The 16,845-nt window shown below is 65.3% G+C and carries 13 protein-coding genes; 12 read left to right on the forward strand and 1 reads right to left on the reverse strand.

The genetic code is table 11. The annotated features are described in order from the left end of the window. Positions 1-113: 113 nt before the first annotated feature. The gene (locus K3F49_RS26940) at positions 114-398 is read right to left on the reverse strand and encodes a DUF3551 domain-containing protein (protein WP_276575428.1); all 285 of its coding nucleotides are present in this window, start codon (positions 396-398) and stop codon (positions 114-116) included. Positions 399-657: 259 nt separating this feature from the next. Between K3F49_RS26940 and K3F49_RS26945 the strand changes: the two genes are divergently transcribed. The 12 genes from K3F49_RS26945 to rseP all read left to right on the forward strand — a co-directional run bounded on the left by K3F49_RS26945 (position 658) and on the right by rseP (position 16,673). Next, positions 658-1,383, forward strand: coding sequence for an outer membrane protein (locus tag K3F49_RS26945; RefSeq protein ID WP_234683938.1), 726 nt, complete (start codon positions 658-660; stop codon positions 1,381-1,383). A 488-nt stretch (positions 1,384-1,871) separates the two neighbouring features. Beyond that, a complete protein-coding gene (gene dnaE / locus K3F49_RS26950) occupies positions 1,872-5,375 on the forward strand; it encodes a DNA polymerase III subunit alpha (RefSeq protein ID WP_234683939.1) in 3,504 nt (1,167 codons plus the stop codon). Between the two features lie 120 nt (positions 5,376-5,495). After that, positions 5,496-6,236: a carbonic anhydrase gene (locus tag K3F49_RS26955; protein ID WP_234683940.1), complete on the forward strand. Its 741-nt coding sequence runs from the start codon at positions 5,496-5,498 to the stop codon at positions 6,234-6,236. Positions 6,237-6,423: 187 nt separating this feature from the next. Beyond that, positions 6,424-8,862, forward strand: a complete 2,439-nt coding sequence (locus K3F49_RS26960; RefSeq protein WP_234683941.1) for a caspase family protein — start codon at positions 6,424-6,426, stop codon at positions 8,860-8,862. A 209-nt stretch (positions 8,863-9,071) separates the two neighbouring features. Next, positions 9,072-10,061 carry a 30S ribosomal protein S2 gene (locus K3F49_RS26965; RefSeq protein ID WP_200292254.1) on the forward strand — a complete coding sequence of 330 codons (990 nt, stop codon included), beginning with the start codon at positions 9,072-9,074 and terminating at the stop codon, positions 10,059-10,061. A 136-nt stretch (positions 10,062-10,197) separates the two neighbouring features. Next, positions 10,198-11,121: a translation elongation factor Ts gene (tsf, locus tag K3F49_RS26970; protein WP_234683942.1), complete on the forward strand. Its 924-nt coding sequence runs from the start codon at positions 10,198-10,200 to the stop codon at positions 11,119-11,121. A gap of 60 nt (positions 11,122-11,181) precedes the next feature. Next, positions 11,182-11,898 (forward strand): UMP kinase, encoded by a 717-nt coding sequence (pyrH, locus tag K3F49_RS26975; RefSeq protein WP_234683943.1) that lies wholly within the window; start codon positions 11,182-11,184, stop codon positions 11,896-11,898. Positions 11,899-11,964: 66 nt separating this feature from the next. Further along, on the forward strand, positions 11,965-12,528 hold the full coding sequence (gene frr, locus K3F49_RS26980; protein ID WP_234683944.1) for a ribosome recycling factor: 564 nt from the start codon (positions 11,965-11,967) through the stop codon (positions 12,526-12,528). A gap of 123 nt (positions 12,529-12,651) precedes the next feature. Then, positions 12,652-13,410: an isoprenyl transferase gene (locus K3F49_RS26985; protein WP_234683945.1), complete on the forward strand. Its 759-nt coding sequence runs from the start codon at positions 12,652-12,654 to the stop codon at positions 13,408-13,410. Between the two features lie 53 nt (positions 13,411-13,463). Continuing rightward, on the forward strand, positions 13,464-14,249 hold the full coding sequence (locus K3F49_RS26990; protein ID WP_234684101.1) for a phosphatidate cytidylyltransferase: 786 nt from the start codon (positions 13,464-13,466) through the stop codon (positions 14,247-14,249). 4 nt (positions 14,250-14,253) lie between these two features. After that, positions 14,254-15,477 (forward strand): 1-deoxy-D-xylulose-5-phosphate reductoisomerase, encoded by a 1,224-nt coding sequence (gene dxr / locus K3F49_RS26995; RefSeq protein WP_234683946.1) that lies wholly within the window; start codon positions 14,254-14,256, stop codon positions 15,475-15,477. Positions 15,478-15,521: 44 nt separating this feature from the next. After that, the gene (rseP, locus tag K3F49_RS27000; RefSeq protein ID WP_234683947.1) at positions 15,522-16,673 is read left to right on the forward strand and encodes an RIP metalloprotease RseP; all 1,152 of its coding nucleotides are present in this window, start codon (positions 15,522-15,524) and stop codon (positions 16,671-16,673) included. The last annotated feature ends 172 nt before the right edge of the window (positions 16,674-16,845 follow it).

The raw sequence follows: 16,845 nt of genomic DNA on the forward strand, positions 1-16,845 counted from the left end.
TGAAAGAGATGCGCTGACGCTATACGAGGACTGGAGCGATCACAACTTTTGGTGGCGTCGCTTTGCGACTGGAGCTTATTGTGCCGGGTTAGCTCGCAAGCAGCATTGGTCCTTCAATCGACGCGCCGCGAACGGCGAGGGGCCGCCTGTTTCGTCTGCGCGAAATACGGATTTACGACGCAGCTTGTGGAGCGGCTGGCGGCGAGAAATCTGCACTGCTCCAGCGAGGCGTAGCGGCAATCGAAATAGCTGATGCGGCCGTAGATGTGCATGCAGACCGGATAGCTGGGATCATAGGTTTGTGCGCGCGCAGACGTGCTCGCGCCCGACATGAATGCAATTGTGGCGATCGCGCGCGAGAATGTGGCGACAATGGGGAGAGAAAACGATGCGCACATTCTTTGGAATTCTCCAATCACAGGATCGTGCGCGCGACGTCGTTACGCGGGTTCGCTGTGCATCTCGTGTCATCGGCATTGGAACTGCTGAAGAGTCTTGTTTCAAAGGGTTTCCGCGCACGGATCGCTAAACTTTCATTCATGTAGCGCGGCCCTTTGGAGCGAACTGTGGCGTCGAGGTTACAGCAATTCCGACGATCGCTGGTATGACGACGGCATGGCCCGGGGGCCTTACTGAAGAAACTGGAACGGGATTCAAATGAACAAGAAAATGTTGCTTGCCGCTGTCAGCCTTGTCGCGCTCAGCGCGGCTGCGCCGGCGGTGGCTGCTGACCTCGCTGCGCGTCCTTACACCAAGGCGCCGCCCGCGATGATCGCTGCCGCCTATGACTGGAGCGGGTTCTACATCGGTATCAACGGCGGCGGCGGCTCGTCGCACGCGAGCTGGGATATCAACGGCTTTGGCCGCGACAGCTCGAACAACGCGAGCGGGGGCACCGTCGGTGGCCAGGTTGGCTACCGCTGGCAGTCCGGCCAGTTCGTGTTCGGCCTGGAAGGCCAGGGCAACTGGGCTGACTTCTCCGGCAGCAGCATTGGCGTGCTCACCGGCAACACCAACAGCACCAAGATCGACGCGTTCGGTCTGATCACCGGTCAGGTCGGCTACGCCTGGAACAACGTGCTGCTCTACGTAAAGGGCGGTGCGGCTGTGGTCAGCGACAAGTACGACGTCTCGTTGGCCGGTGTACCGCTGGCATCGGCCAGCGCCACCCGTTGGGGCGGCACGGTCGGCGCAGGCATCGAGTTCGGCTTCGCTCCGAACTGGTCGATCGGCGCCGAGTACGATCATATCTTCCTGGGCGGCAACGACCAGAACTTCATCACCGGCGCCGGTGTTGCGACCGTCAACGTCCGTCAGGACGTCGACATGGGCCTCGTCCGCCTGAACTACAAGTTCGGCGGCCCGATCCTCGCGAAGTACTGAGACTGATCGCTCCTCTCGAGCGATTGTCGAAAGCCCCGGCCTTGCGCCGGGGCTTTTTTATTATGTGAATTCAGCGAGTTAACCATTTCATTTTGAAGCGGCTGAGTCTGCTTGACTCTCGAGAACGAAATGAGAACAATGTTCTTCATACGTTCTGGTGATGGAGCAAGCCATGTTCAGGATTTTCGTGGAAGAAGCCGCTGCACTGACGTCGATCGCGCTGTTCGTCGGGATGATCGCGATCTGGGCCCAGGTCATCCCGCAGCTCTAGAGCAGCGGTTTTGTAAACCGATGCTCAGGAACCGGACCGAAGCCCACAAGATGCCCCCCTTGGGGAAAAGCGGGATGAGGCGGCCGATCGGCGGCTCCGGCGTGGACTCTGGCGCGGCGACACCCCACCATTGTGAGGCGAGTCGGCCGGGCGAGTGCAGGATGCCTCCACCGCCGGCAACCGCGCCACCCGATCTGCAAGAGGCCGTCACGCGACCATGCCGAGCGCCGGATTTGTCCACCTTCACGTTCATTCGGCCTATTCGCTGCTCAAGGGCTCGATCAAGATCGCCAAGCTCGCGGAGCTTGCGAAGAAGGATCATCAGCCGGCGCTGGCGCTGACCGACACCGACAATCTGTTCGGTGCGCTCGAATTCTCCGACAAGATGGCGGGTTCCGGGATCCAGCCGATCGTCGGCTGCGAGCTCGCGATCGATTTCGGCGACCAGGACCCCAACGCGCGCAACGCGCTGCCGCCATCGCGCGTGGTGTTGCTGGCAGCCCAGGAGCGCGGCTATCGCAGCCTGATGCGGCTGAATTCGCGCGCGTTCCTCGAATCGCCCGACAGCCACGCGCCGTTCATCAAGTTCGACTGGTTCATTGGTGAGACCGAAGGCCTGATCGCCCTGACCGGCGGTCCGGACGGGCCGATCTCGCTGGCGCTTGCCAGCGGCCAGACTGAAATTGCGGCCGCGCGCTGCGAGCGTCTTGCCGGCCTGTTCGGCGACCGCCTCTATGTCGAATTGCAGCGCCACAACATCGACAAGGAACGGCGCGTCGAGAGCGCATTGATCGACATCGCCTACGCCAAGGGCCTGCCGCTGGTCGCGACCAACGAGCCGTATTTCGCGTCAACCGACGATTACGAGGCGCATGACGCGCTGCTCTGCATCGCCGGCGGCCGGCTGATCGCGGAGACGGAACGTGAGCAGCTCACGCCCGATCACCGCTTCAAGACCCGCGCCGAGATGGCGGTGCTGTTTGCCGACATTCCGGAAGCGCTGGCGTCCACAGTGGAGATCGCCGAGCGCTGCTCGTTCCGACCGATGACGCGCAAGCCGATTCTGCCGTTCTTTACCGTCGGTGCCGCCGGCAGCTCCGATGCGGCCGCGGTCGAAGCGGCGGAGCTGAAGCGGCAGGCGGAGGAGGGGCTCGCCAATCGCCTGCGCGTGCACGGTTTTTCGCAAGGCACGACGGACGAGGATTACTCCAGGCGCCTGGCGTTCGAGCTCGACGTCATCATGCGCATGAAGTACGCGGGCTACTTCCTGATCGTGTCCGACTTCATCAAATGGGCGAAGAGCCAGGGCATTCCGGTCGGACCGGGCCGCGGCTCCGGCGCAGGCTCGCTGGTCGCGTGGGCGCTGACCATCACCGACCTCGACCCCATCAAGTTCGGCCTGCTGTTCGAGCGCTTCCTCAATCCCGAGCGCGTCTCGATGCCGGACTTCGACATCGACTTCTGCCAGGATCGCCGCGGCGAGGTGATCAGGTACGTGCAGGAGCGCTACGGCCGCGACCAGGTCGCGCAGATCATCACCTTCGGTACGCTGCAGGCGCGCGGCGTGCTGCGCGACGTCGGCCGCGTGCTGCAAATGCCGTACGGCCAGGTCGACAAGCTCACCAAACTGGTGCCGCAGAATCCAGCCGCGCCGGTGACGCTGGCGGCTGCGATCGAGAGCGAGCCGAAACTCCAGGCCTTCCGCGACGAAGATCCAGTGGTGGCGCGCGCCTTCGACATCGCCCAGCGCCTCGAAGGCCTGACGCGGCACGCCTCGACGCACGCCGCCGGCATCGTGATCGGCGATCGTCCCCTGAGCGAACTCGTGCCGATGTACCGCGATCCGAAGTCGGACATGCCGGTGACCCAGTTCAACATGAAATGGGTCGAGCCGGCCGGCCTCGTCAAATTCGACTTCCTCGGCCTGAAGACGCTGACCGTGCTCGACGTCGCGTGCAAGCTGCTCAAGCCGCGCGACATCCATGTCGATCTCGCGACGCTGCCGATCGACGACGCCGAGAGCTATCAGATGCTGGCGCGCGGCGAGGTGGTCGGTGTGTTTCAGGTTGAAAGCCAGGGCATGCGGCGCGCGCTGGTCGACATGCGTCCCGACCGTTTCGAGGACATCATCGCGCTGGTCGCGCTGTATCGCCCGGGCCCGATGGCGAACATCCCGACCTATTGCTCGCGCAAGCACGGCGACGAGGAGCCGGAATATCTGCATCCCGTGCTCGAGCCGATCCTGAAAGAAACTTTCGGGGTCATCATCTACCAGGAACAGGTGATGCAGATCGCGCAGGTGATGTCGGGCTATTCGCTCGGCGACGCCGACCTGTTGCGCCGCGCCATGGGCAAGAAGATCCGCGCCGAGATGGACAAGCAGCGCGACATCTTCGTCGCGGGCGCGGTGAAGAACGGCGTGCCGAAGGGGCAGGCCGAGACCATCTTCGAGCTCTTGGCGAAATTCGCCGATTACGGCTTCAACAAGAGCCATGCGGCGGCCTATGCGCTGGTGTCCTACCACACCGCCTACATGAAGGCGCACTATCCGGTGGAGTTCATCGCTGCGTCGATGACGCTCGATCTCAACAACACGGACAAGCTCTCCGAATTCCGCTCCGAGGCACAGCGCCTCGGCATCAAGGTCGAGCCGCCCAACATCAATCGCTCCGGCGCGACCTTCGAGGTCGGCGACAAGGTCATCTACTACGCGCTCGCGGCGCTGAAGGGCGTCGGCATCCAGGCGATCGACCAGATCATCGAGGAGCGGACCAAGCGGGGGCTGTTCACCTCGCTCGCCGACTTCGCGGCGCGCGTCAATCCGCGCGCGATCAACAAGCGGATCATCGAGAGTCTCGCTGCCGCCGGCGCGTTCGACACGCTGGAGCCGAACAGGGCGCGGGTCTTCGCCGGCGCGGACTCGATCCTTGCCGCCTGCCAGCGCGCGCATCAGGCCGAGACCATCGGTCAGAACGACATGTTCGGCATGTCGGCGGACGCGCCGACCATCATGCTGCCGCAGATCGAGCCGTGGCTGCCGGCCGAGCGGCTGCGCCGCGAATATGACGCGATCGGCTTCTTCCTGTCGGGCCATCCGCTCGACGATTACGCCACCGTGTTGAAGCGGCTGCGAGTGCAGAGCTGGGCGGAATTTTCGCGGGCAGTGAAGACGGGTGCGACCGCCGGCAAGGTCGCGGCCACCGTGGTGTCGCGCATGGAGCGGCGCACCAAGACCGGCAACAAGATGGGCATCATGGGCCTGTCTGATCCGACCGGGCATTTCGAGGCCGTGCTGTTCTCCGAAGGCCTTGCGCAATATCGCGACGTGCTGGAACCGGGCGCCGCGGTGCTGCTCCAGCTCGGTGCTGAATTGCAGGGCGAGGACGTTCGCGCCCGCGTGCTGCATGCCGAGCCGCTGGATGATGCTGCCGCCAAGACGCAGAAGGGCCTGCGCATCTTCGTACGTGACACCAAGCCGCTGGATTCGATTGCCAAGCGCCTGGCCGGACCGGAGGCTGCCGGTGCGAACGGCGCCGCGCCAAAGATCGGCAGCCCCGGCATCGCGCCGCGCTCCAACGGCGACGGCGAAGTCTCGCTGGTGATGATGCTCGACCTCGAGACCGAGGTCGAGATGAAGTTACCCGGCCGCTTCAAGGTCTCGCCCCAGATCGCAGGCGCCATCAAGGCGGTCGCCGGCGTCGTGGACGTGCAGCAGATTTAACGCGGTCTGTCGCGAAGGCGCGTAGCGGATGTAGTGGTCTCGTCCTGCAATCGCGGCTATGATCGGCCGCGATATAACTCGTGGATGATGGTGCGTCCATCGCACCGGGAGGGAGCGGACATGTGCGATCAGTGCTCTGAAATCATGCCTGACAGACCAACGCCGTCGCGACGGTCCGCGATGCTGCTGACTGCTGCCGCACTTGGCACCGCCTTCAGCGAGCGAGCCTTCGCCAAGAAAACCAAGACACCGCCCAAGCCGCAGAATGTGCTGTCGCCGGATGCTGCGCTGAAGCGGCTGATGGAGGGCAACGCGCGCTACGTCGACGGCGTGTCACGGCGCCACGACTTCAAGCATGAGCGTGAGGCGCTGGCCGGCGGGCAGAATCCGTTCGCGGCGGTGCTGAGCTGCGCCGACTCGCGCATCGCGCCGGAATACGCCTTCGACACCGGCCGCGGCGATCTCTTCGTTTGCCGCGTCGCCGGCAATTTTGCCGGCACTGAAACCATCGCCAGCCTGGAATATGCGGTCGCCGTGCTCAACACGCCGCTGATCCTCGTGCTCGGCCATGATGCCTGCGGCGCGGTTGATGCCACGCTGAAGGCGCTCAAGGACAACACATCGCCGCCGGGACACATTCCCTCTCTGGTCGATGCGATCGCGCCGGCCGCGAAAGCTGCGATGCAGCAAGGCGGGGAGGTGCTCGACAAGGCGATCCGGCAGAACGTGGTCGACAATGTCGGCAAGCTGAAGTCGGCCGCGCCGATCCTCAGCGCAGCCGTGGAACAGGGCAAGCTGAGGATCGCCGGCGGCATCTACCGGCTCACCACGGGAACGGTGGATCTGATCGCGCAAGGCTGAAGCTCAAGGCTGAGACTCAAGGCTCAGGCTTGCGCTAAAAGGCTGAGGCTTACGCGGAGCTTACGCAAGGCATCGAGCTCGGCTGGCGCCATGCCGCCGCCTCAATCCGAGCCTTTCGTTCAACTGCCGTTCAGCCGGCTGCGCGCCTCATGCGTGGTGGCACCTCAACAGCAATAACGAGCAAGCCATGCGCGGGACACACAACATCTTCATCTGCTTTCTTCTGCCGATCCTTCTCGTTGCGGGCGCGCTTGCCCCAGCTCGCGCGCAGCAGCAGGAAAAGCGTATCGCGCTCGTGGTCGGCAACGGCGCCTATTCGAAGTCGCCGCTGGCAACCACCGCGAACGATGCCGGCCTGATCGCGCAAACGCTGCAGGCGGCGGGCTTCGACGTGGTCGGCGCACGCGATCTCGATGGCGACACGCTGCGCAAGAGCTTGCGCGATTTCATCCAGAAGGCGCAGGCCTCAGGCCCCGGCACCGTCGCGATGATCTATCTGGCCGGCTACGGCGTGCAGCTTGCCGGCGAGAACTATTTCATCCCGGTCGATTCCAACATCGCGCGTGACACCGACATTCCGACCGAGGCACTGCGCATCAGCGACTATGCCCGCCAGCTCGCCGCGATCCCGCTCAAGGCCAACATCGTCGTGCTCGACGCGGCGCGCGCGCAACCCTTCATCGAGGGCGGCCCGCAGCCGATTGCGAGCGGTTTGGCGCTGGTGGAGCCCGATCCGAACATGCTGATCGCGTTCAACGCCGCGCCTGGCACGGTGGCGCCGGAAGAGCCGGGGCCGTACGGCATCTATGCGCAATCGCTCGCCGAGATGATCCGCACCGGCGGCCTGTCGTTGCCGGAGGTGTTCGACCGCGTTCGGTTGCGCGTCAACGAAGCCTCCAAGGGCGCGCAAGTGCCGTGGGACGACCAGAAGGTCTCCGCGCAATTCGCCTTCCTCGAGCGCGCTCCGGACGCGCCGCCGCCGCAGGCTGCGCCCGACCAGGTCGCCGCGATCCGCGACAAGCCGATCCGCGATCTCGGCGTGCAGGACGCCTATGCCGCCGCGCTCGAGCGCGACACGCTGCCGGCCTATGAGGAATTTCTCGCCGCCTATCCCGGTGATCCCATGGCGAAGCGCGTGATGGCGATCGTGGCGGCGCGCCGCGAGGCGATCACCTGGCGGCGGTCCTATCGTGCCGATACGCCGGACGCCTATTGGTCCTATCTGCGCCGCTATCCGCGCGGGCCGCATGCGGGCGACGCGCGGCGCAGGCTCACGATCCTGACCGCGCCGCTGGAGCCGCCGCCGAGCTTCGCGATGATGGACTATGACGTGCCGCCGCCGCCGCCGGAGGAGGTGGTCTATGTCGACCGTCCAGTGCTGTATTTCAGCGACCCTGATTTTGGCTTCGCGCCGCCACCGCCGCCGCCGGTCTATTTCTGCCCGCCGCCACCGCCGGACTTCGTGGTGCTGGCACCGCCGCTCGCCGTCGTCGGCCTGTTCGTGCTGCCGCAGCCGGTGTTCGTGCCGATCCCGGTGTTCTTCAGTCCGCCGGTCTATGTCGCGCCGCCGCCGAACAACATCATCTTCAACAACATTCATAACACCACGGTCATCAACACCGTGATCAACCAGCCGCCGGCCGCGCTGCCGGCCGGCAATGCCGCTGCGGCCGCAGCCATTGCGGCTAACGGACCGGGGCGCGCAGGCGGGATGACGCAGGTGCCGACGGCCGTGAAGCAGCAGGCGCAGGCGATCCAGGCCAATCCGAACCAGCAGCTCAAGCCGAGCCAGGCGGCGTTCGTCAGCAACCCCACAGCGAAGCCGGCGGCGATGGTGGTGAAGCCGGTCAACGCCACGCCGACTGCGGTTGCACCACCGACGGCGCCGGCGGCCGGCCACGCGCTTCCGGTTCCGGGCAGCCATAACACGCCGCCCGCTCCAGCCGGTGCAGCCGGACCGACGCCGAACCGGCTGGCGCCGACGGCAACGGCACCCACCAACGGCCCGCCGCAGGCGCATCCCAACGCGGCAACGGCACCAGCCAATGCGACGGCTCCGGCCAATGCTGCGACCACGCCGCCCTCCAAGCCGCCCGTGGCGCAAACGCCGGCGACAGGCGGTGCCGATCCGCATGCAAAATCCCTGGCGCATGAGCCGGCGATGACCTCGCCGACCACGACGACCCCGGCAGGTAAGCCGGCCGTGACCACGACGACCATCACCAATGGGAAGCCGACGCAGCCTTCGCCGCCGGTCGCCGCGCGCGAGCAGATCAAGCCGCAGGGCCTGCGGCCTGCAACGCCATCGCCCGCGCAGGTCACAAGGCCGCCGCCGGCGGTGCCGCACCCGCAGGCGGTCGCAAGGCCGACGCCGCCGCCAACGCCGCTGGCACCGCCCCCGCGGGTGGCTGCGCCGCCGCCACCGCGGGTGGCCGCACCGCCACCGCCCCCGCGGCCGCCGGTCGCTGCCGCACCAAGGCCGGCGCCGCCGCCGGTGGCCCGTCCGGCACCGCCACCGCCTCCTCCCCGGGTGGCCGTGGCCCCGCCGCCGCGACCGGCCGCGCCGCCGCCACGCCCGGCTGCGCCCGCCCCGAAAAAATGCCCGCCCAACCAGCCAAAGTGCTAGCGGGCAGGGCGGAAATCGCGGAATGGGCCTTTCGCGGGCGGTAGCAGCCCCGAAAGGTCCTTATTTCCTTGCTTCTGGCCGAAATGGCGCTATATACCGCCGCATCTCACACGGAAGCATGGCTCACAAGGCCGTCCGGTGGCAGCCGGGGCGACAACGCTTCGTTTTGCTCACACGCTTCCGGAGGAACCAACCGGAGAATTAAAACGATGGCACTACCCGATTTCACTATGCGTCAGCTGCTCGAAGCTGGCGTGCACTTTGGTCACCAGTCTCACCGCTGGAATCCGAAGATGGCTCCGTTCATTTTCGGCGCCCGCAACAACATCCACATTGTCGATCTCGCCCAGACCGTGCCGATGCTGCACACGGCCCTCCAGGCCGTCAGCGACACGGTTGCCAAGGGCGGTCGCATCCTGTTCGTCGGCACCAAGCGCCAGGCGCAGGACGGCGTCGCGGACGCGGCCAAGCGCTGCGCGCAATATTTCGTCAATTCGCGCTGGCTCGGCGGCACGCTGACCAACTGGAAGACGATCTCGGCCTCGATCAAGCGCCTGCGTCACCTCGATGAGGTGCTGGCCGGCGGCGAAGCCAATTCCTACACCAAGAAGGAGCGCCTGACGCTTCAGCGCGAGCGCGACAAGCTCGATCGCTCGCTCGGCGGCATCAAGGACATGGGCGGTCTGCCCGACCTGATCTTCGTGATCGACACCAACAAGGAAGACATCGCGATCCAGGAAGCCCAGCGGCTCAACATTCCGGTCGCTGCGATCGTCGACACCAACTCCGATCCGAAGGGCATCACCTACGTGGTGCCGGGCAATGACGACGCCGGTCGCGCCATCTCGCTCTATTGCGATCTGATCGCGCGCGCCGCGATCGACGGCATCTCGCGTGCCCAGGGCGATTCTGGCATCGACATCGGTGCATCGGCCCGTCCGGTCGCCGAAGAGCTGCCCTCGGCTGGCGGCTTCCAGGGCCTTGCCGGTCCGCGCGGCACCGCCGACGACCTCAAAAAGCTCCCGGGCGTGTCGGGCGCGATCGAGAAGAAGTTCAACGATCTCGGCATCTTCCACTTCTGGCAGCTCGCCGAGCTCGATCACGACACCGCGCACAAGATCGGCGAAGAAGTCGGTCTGCCGAGCCGTGCGGACGCCTGGGTCGCCAAGGCCAAGGCGCTGACCGCGGAAGCGGAATAGTCAAGAAGAGCGATCGGTTGGCCGGACAGGATCCGGCCACCAATTCATTCAGTGACGCGAATTCCTGAGATGGACCGCGGCGGGGCAATGGGATGCCACGCCGCGGCGAACCGGCAGGCAAGAAGGATTTTCAACGATGGCAACGATCACTGCTGCGATGGTCAAGGATCTGCGCGAGTCCACCGGCGCAGGCATGATGGACTGCAAGGCCGCGCTGACCGAGAACGACGGCAACATGGAAGCGGCGCAGGACTGGCTGCGCAAGAAGGGCCTGTCCAAGGCCGCCAAGAAGTCGGGCCGCGTCGCGGCCGAAGGCCTCATCGGCGCGCTCACCAAGGGCACCAAGGGCGTCGTGGTCGAAGTCAACTCGGAGACCGACTTCGTCGCGCGCAACGGCCAGTTCCAGGGCCTCGTCAAGATGGTCGCCCAGGTCGCCTTCGACGTCGGCGCCGACGTCGAGAAGATCAAGGCCGCCAAGGTCGGCGACGTCACGGTCGAAACCGCAATCAATGACGCGATCGCCACCATCGGCGAGAACATGACGCTGCGCCGCGCCGCTTCGCTCGAGGTGAGCCAGGGCGTCGTGTCGAGCTACATCCACGGTGCGGTCGTCGACGGCGCCGGCAAGATGGGCGTGATCGTGGCGCTGGAATCGCCCGGCAAGGCCGACGAGCTCGCAGCGCTCGGCCGCCAGATCGCCATGCATGTCGCCGCCACCAACCCGCTCGCCCTCGATCCGTCTGGTCTCGATCCGGCCGTCGTCAAGCGCGAGAAGGACGTGCTCGCCGACAAATATCGTCAGCAGGGCAAGCCGGAGAACGTGATCGAGAAGATCGTCGAGTCCGGTCTGAAGACCTATTACAAGGAAGTCTGCCTGCTCGAGCAGGCCTTCATCCACGACACCGGCAAGTCGGTGGCGCAGGCGGTGAAGGAAGCCGAAGGCAAGGTCGGCGGCGCAGTGAAGATCGCGGGCTTCGTGCGCTATGCTCTCGGCGAGGGAATCGAGAAGCAGGAATCGGACTTCGCGGCTGAGGTCGCGGCGGCTAGCGGCAAGAAGTAAGCGCCGGAACGTTCCTTCCGGCGTGCCGCCGGAAGCGGCGCTCGGACGAGGAAAGTGCTCATGACTGATCCGGTCTATCGTCGCGTCGTGATCAAGCTGTCCGGCGAATACCTCGCGGGACAGCAAGGCTTTGGCATCGATCAAGCGACAATGGACCGGGTTGCGGACGATCTGATCGCCGCCCGTGAGCTTGGCACCGAGGTTGCGGTCGTGATCGGCGGCGGCAATATCTTTCGCGGCGTCGAGGTGTCCTCCCGTGGCGTGTCGCGCCCGACCGGCGACACCATGGGCATGCTGGCCACGATGATGAACTGCCTCGCGCTCGAAGCGACGATCGAGCGCAAGGGCACGCCGGCGAGGGCTCTCTCGGCGTTCGTCATGCCCGAGGTGTCCGAGCTGTTCACCCGCGCGGCGGCGCACAAATATCTCGCCGAGGGCCGGATCCTGTTGCTTGGCGGCGGAACCGGCAATCCGTTCTTCACCACGGACACGACGGCGGTGCTGCGCGCCGCGGAGATCGGCGCCCAGGCGGTGCTGAAGGCGACCAATGTCGACGGCGTCTACTCGGCCGATCCGAAGAAGGACCCGTCCGCCACGCGATTCGACCGGCTGACGCATTCGCAGGCCATCGAGGGCGGCTACAAGGTGATGGATGCGACCGCCTTCGCACTTGCCCGCGAGACATCGCTGCCTATCATCGTATTTTCGATCGCGGAGCCCGGTTCGATCGGCGCGATTCTACGCGGCGCCGGCCACGGGACAATCGTCGCCGGCTGACCGCTCATTTGGCGCCCCCGAGGGAAGGGCGCGGTGAGGTCGCCGGGATATTGAAGGAGAAACGTGATGGCCACGGGTAATTTCGACATCAACGAAGTGAAGCGCCGCATGCAGGGTGCGGTCCAGTCGCTCAAGCACGAGCTCGGCGGCCTGCGTACCGGCCGCGCGTCGGCCTCGATGCTCGATCCGGTGCAGGTCGAGGCTTATGGCAGTCACATGCCGCTCAATCAGCTCGCCACCGTCAGCGTACCCGAGCCGCGCTTGATCTCGGTGCAGGTCTGGGACAAGACGATGGTGAAGCCGGTCGAGAAGGCGATCGTCGATTCCAATCTGGGTCTGTCGCCTGCGACCGAAGGCCAGGTGCTGCGCCTGCGCATTCCCGAGCTGAACGAGGAGCGCCGCAAGGAGCTGGTCAAGGTCGCGCATAAGTACGCCGAAGCCGCCAAGGTGGCGACGCGTCACGTCCGCCGCGACGGTCTCGATGTTCTGAAGAAGCTCGAGAAGAATCACGAGATGTCGGAGGACGATCAGAAGCGTCACGCCGACGAGGTGCAGAAGGCGACCGACGGCACCATCACCGAGATCGACCAACTGCTCGCCGCCAAGGAAAAAGAAATCCTCACCGTCTAGGGCGCGATGCGCATTATCATCACGCTTTGGAGTATTGTTCGCGCATGATCCTGTCGGAACACCGCTTCGCACTCCGCGCTAACGCGGCCCTTCGGGTCCGGATCGTGCTTTAAGGCCGCCTCCATGTCCAACGCCGCCGCGCCCGCAACGGAAGGACCAGACCGGTCCGACGCGCCTGCGCATGTCGCCATCATCATGGATGGCAACGGGCGTTGGGCGGCCGCGCGCGGTCTGCCGCGGGCCGAGGGGCATCGCCGCGGCGTCGAGGCGTTGCGCCGCGTGGTGCGTGCCTCGCACGAGCTCGGCATCCGCTATCTCACCATCTTCTCGTTCTCCTCGGAGAACTGGTCGCGCCCGGCGAGCGAGATCGGCGATCTCTTCGGTCTGCTCAAGCGCTTCATCCGCAACGATCTCGCGAGCCTGCATCGCGACGGCGTCAAGGTTCGGATCATCGGCGAGCGCGACGGGCTCGAGGGCGACATCTGCGCGCTGCTGAACGAGGCCGAGGAATTGACGCGCGACAACACGCGCCTCACGCTCGTCGTCGCCTTCAACTACGGCTCGCGGCAGGAGATCGCGAAAGCGGCGCAAAAGCTCGCCCGCGAAGTCGCGGACGGCAGGCGCGATCCCGCCTCGATCGACGCCGATGCTCTCGGCGCCCATCTCGATGCGCCCGACATTCCCGATCCCGATCTGATCATCCGCACCAGCGGCGAGCAGCGTCTGTCCAATTTCCTGATGTGGCAGGCCGCCTATAGCGAGCTCGTATTCGTGCCGGTCCACTGGCCCGACTTCGACAAGGCGGCGCTCGAAGGCGCGATCGCCGAATTCGCCAGGCGCGAGCGCCGTTTCGGCGGCCTGGTCGCGAAATCCGCCTCGTGAGCGAACCCGGCGCCGACGCAGCGGGCGCGAAGCCCGCCCCGAGCAATTTTCTGATGCGAGTCCTCGCGGCGCTGGTGTTGGCGCCGCTTACCATTGCGGTCGCGTACGCCGGCGGCTGGCTGTGGGCGCTGCTCGTCACCCTGGTGTCGATCGGACTGTTCGCGGAATGGCTGATGGTGGTGGGGGCGGGGTCCGCTGCGCTGACCGGGGCAGGGACGATCGTCATCGCCATGATGGGTGCCTGCGTCGCCTTCGGCGCGCTGAAGACTGCCGTCATCACCGGCTGTGTCGGCGGCGCGATCGTGACGCTGATCGCGCGCGGCAAGTTCGTCTGGGCCGCGACCGGATTCGCCTATGCAGCGGCGGCGCTGCTGGCCTCGATCCTGGTGCGGAAAGACCTCGCCAACGGCTTCGCCGCGCTGATGTTCGTGCTGCTGGTGGTGTGGGCAACCGATATCGGAGGCTATTTCGCCGGCCGCGGCATCGGTGGACCGAAGCTGTGGCCGCGCGTCAGCCCGAAGAAGACCTGGGCCGGCGCGTTCGGCGGTTTTGCAGCCAGCCTTGCGGTTGCGACCGGCTTTGCCACATTCGGCATCGGCAAGGCGGTCCCTCTGCTGCTCGTCGGCGCCATCCTCTCGGTGGTCTCGCAGGCGGGCGATCTGTTCGAATCCGCGGTGAAAAGACGCTTCGGCGTCAAGGATTCCAGTCACTTAATTCCCGGCCATGGCGGACTTCTGGACCGCCTGGACGGCTTTGTCGCCGCCATCCTGGCGGCATGGATTATCGGCTTCCTCCGCCATGGTGTGCATAGCGCCGGAAGCGGTCTTATGGTTTGGTGAGGATATGAGCGCAGTCCCTTTGCGTAACAACAAGCCGGCTGCGGCCGACATCCGCAGCGTCACGGTGCTCGGCGCCACCGGCTCGATCGGCGACAGCACGATGGATCTGCTGCGGGCCTCGCCCGAGCGCTATCGCGTCGAGGCCCTGACGGCGAACAGCAATGTCGAGGCGCTCGCGAAGCTTGCGAAGGAATTTTCCGCGCGTTTCGTCGCGATCGCAGACGCCTCCAAGTTCGCCGAACTCAAGTCCGCACTTGCGGGCACGAGCACTGAATGTGGCGCCGGCGAAAGCGCGGTGATCGAAGCGGGCGCGCGTCCGGCCGATTGGGTGATGGCGGCGGTGAGCGGCGCGGCCGGGCTGAAGCCGGCCCTGGCTGCGGTCGATCGCGGGGCGCATGTCGCGCTCGCCAACAAGGAATGCCTGGTTTGCGCCGGCGATTTCTTCATGCAGCGCGCGGCGAAAGCGGGTGCCTGTATCTTGCCGGCCGATTCCGAGCACAACGCGCTGTTCCAGGCGTTGGCATCGGGCAATCGCGACGAGCTCGTTCGCGTCATCATCACCGCCTCGGGCGGCCCGTTCCGCACCTGGAAGCCGGCCGACATCGAGCAGGCGACCCTCGAACAGGCCCTGAAGCATCCGAACTGGAGCATGGGCCAGAAGATCACGATCGATTCCGCCTCGATGATGAACAAGGGGCTCGAGGTCATCGAGGCGTCCTATCTGTTTGCGCTGAAGCCTGACGAGATCGACGTCCTGGTGCATCCGCAGTCGATCATTCACGGCATGGTCGAGTTCTCGGACCGCTCGGTGATGGCTCAGCTCGGCTCGCCGGACATGCGCACGCCGATCGCCCATTGCCTCGGCTGGCCCGACCGTATCAAGGGTCCGGCCGCCAAGCTCGATCTGGCCAAGATCGGCCAGTTGACCTTCGAGGCTCCGGATTTCGAGCGCTTCCCCGGTCTTCGCCTGGCCTTCGATTCGCTGCGGCACGGCAAGGGGGCAACCACCGTCTACAACGCCGCTAATGAGGTCGCGGTCGCGGCTTTCATCGCCGGCAGGATCCGGTTCGGCGCCATTGCCCGGCTGGTCGAGGCGACGCTGGAGGACTGGATCCGGGGCGGGAACCAAGGCCCCATGACATCAGCGGATGATGCAATATCCGTTGACCATGTTTCGCGAAATAAAGCTGCCGCCCTATTGCCTCAAATTGCCTTAAAGGCATCCTAGGTGGTTCGGGGCCAGGGCCTAGCGGCGCTGGGTGAGGGAATTCGATGATCGACTTTTTCGTCCATAGTTTCAATACGTTGAGCCATGGGCTCCTCGGTTACGCGGTTCCTTTCCTGTTCGTCCTGACCATCGTCGTGTTCTTCCACGAGCTCGGCCATTTCCTGGTCGCGCGCTGGGCCGGCGTCCGTGTCCTGACCTTTTCGCTCGGTTTCGGACCTGAGCTGGTTGGTTTCAACGACCGCCACGGCACCCGCTGGAAGATCTCGGCAATCCCGCTCGGCGGCTACGTCAAGTTCTTCGGCGACGAGAGCGAGGCTTCGACCCCGTCGGCTGAAGCGCTCGCGGCCATGACGGCCGAGGAGCGCGCCGGCAGCTTCCACCACAAGAAGGTCGGCCCGCGCGCCGCCATCGTCGCGGCCGGGCCGATTGCCAATTTCATCCTCGGCGCCCTGATTTTCGCAGGCATGGCCCTGTATTACGGCAAGCCGAGCACGATCGCGCGTGTGGATGGCGTCGTCGCCGACGGCGCTGCGGCCACCGCCGGCTTCAAGATCGGCGACGTCGTCGTGCAGATCGACGGCAAGCCGATCGAGAGCTTTGCCGACATGCAGCGGATCGTCGCGACCAGCGCCGGTTCAGCGTTGGCTTTCCAGGTGAAGCGGGATGGCGCGATCGTGTCGCTGACCGCGACGCCGGCGCTGCTCGAGCGCAAGGATCCGTTCGGCAACAGCCACAAGGTCGGCGTGCTCGGCGTCGAGCACAAGTCGCAGGCTGGTGAGGCCTCGACGTCGCCGGTCGGTGTCGGCGAGGCGCTCAAGATCGGGGTCGAGCAGGTCTGGTTCATCGTCACCAGCACCTTCAAGTTCCTGGGCTCGCTGTTTACGGGGACCGGCAATCCCAGCGAGGTCAGCGGCGTCATCGGCATCGCCAAGATGTCGGGGCAGGCGGCCAGCGCCGGATTGCAGTTCTTGATCAACCTCTGCGCCGTATTGTCGGTCTCGATCGGCCTGTTGAATCTGTTCCCGATCCCGCTGCTCGACGGTGGTCACCTTATGTTTTACGCGGCGGAACTGGCCCGCGGACGTCCACTTTCTGAGCGGACCCAGGAGATTGGGTTCCGAATCGGGCTAGGGCTGGTGCTGATGCTGATGGTGTTCGCAACCTACAACGACATACTGCGATTGCCGGGATCCTGATGAGGGCTTTTTTGTGGCGTTGCTGTTGGGCAACGTCTTGGAATGAAATTGAAATTGCGGTGTCAGCTGCCGTTTGCGATACCGGGGAAATTGGCTACAAGCGGCTTCGACTTGGGGAATCTCCCAGACCGGCTTTGGGGTTGGGTCTGGTACGTTGATAAGGGCGCGTTGC

It is taken from the genome of Bradyrhizobium monzae (assembly GCF_021458635.1).
GTDB lineage: Bacteria > Pseudomonadota > Alphaproteobacteria > Rhizobiales > Xanthobacteraceae > Bradyrhizobium.

Coding starts and splice junctions, on each gene's coding strand:
- dnaE (WP_234683939.1), top strand. CDS start 1,872: ATGCCGAGCGCCGGATTTGTCCACCTTCACGTTCATTCGGCCTATTCG.
- K3F49_RS26940 (WP_276575428.1), bottom strand. CDS start 398: ATGTGCGCATCGTTTTCTCTCCCCATTGTCGCCACATTCTCGCGCGCG.
- frr (WP_234683944.1), top strand. CDS start 11,965: ATGGCCACGGGTAATTTCGACATCAACGAAGTGAAGCGCCGCATGCAG.
- dxr (WP_234683946.1), top strand. CDS start 14,254: ATGAGCGCAGTCCCTTTGCGTAACAACAAGCCGGCTGCGGCCGACATC.
- K3F49_RS26965 (WP_200292254.1), top strand. CDS start 9,072: ATGGCACTACCCGATTTCACTATGCGTCAGCTGCTCGAAGCTGGCGTG.
- pyrH (WP_234683943.1), top strand. CDS start 11,182: ATGACTGATCCGGTCTATCGTCGCGTCGTGATCAAGCTGTCCGGCGAA.
- tsf (WP_234683942.1), top strand. CDS start 10,198: ATGGCAACGATCACTGCTGCGATGGTCAAGGATCTGCGCGAGTCCACC.
- rseP (WP_234683947.1), top strand. CDS start 15,522: ATGATCGACTTTTTCGTCCATAGTTTCAATACGTTGAGCCATGGGCTC.
- K3F49_RS26960 (WP_234683941.1), top strand. CDS start 6,424: ATGCGCGGGACACACAACATCTTCATCTGCTTTCTTCTGCCGATCCTT.
- K3F49_RS26945 (WP_234683938.1), top strand. CDS start 658: ATGAACAAGAAAATGTTGCTTGCCGCTGTCAGCCTTGTCGCGCTCAGC.
- K3F49_RS26985 (WP_234683945.1), top strand. CDS start 12,652: ATGTCCAACGCCGCCGCGCCCGCAACGGAAGGACCAGACCGGTCCGAC.
- K3F49_RS26990 (WP_234684101.1), top strand. CDS start 13,464: ATGCGAGTCCTCGCGGCGCTGGTGTTGGCGCCGCTTACCATTGCGGTC.
- K3F49_RS26955 (WP_234683940.1), top strand. CDS start 5,496: ATGTGCGATCAGTGCTCTGAAATCATGCCTGACAGACCAACGCCGTCG.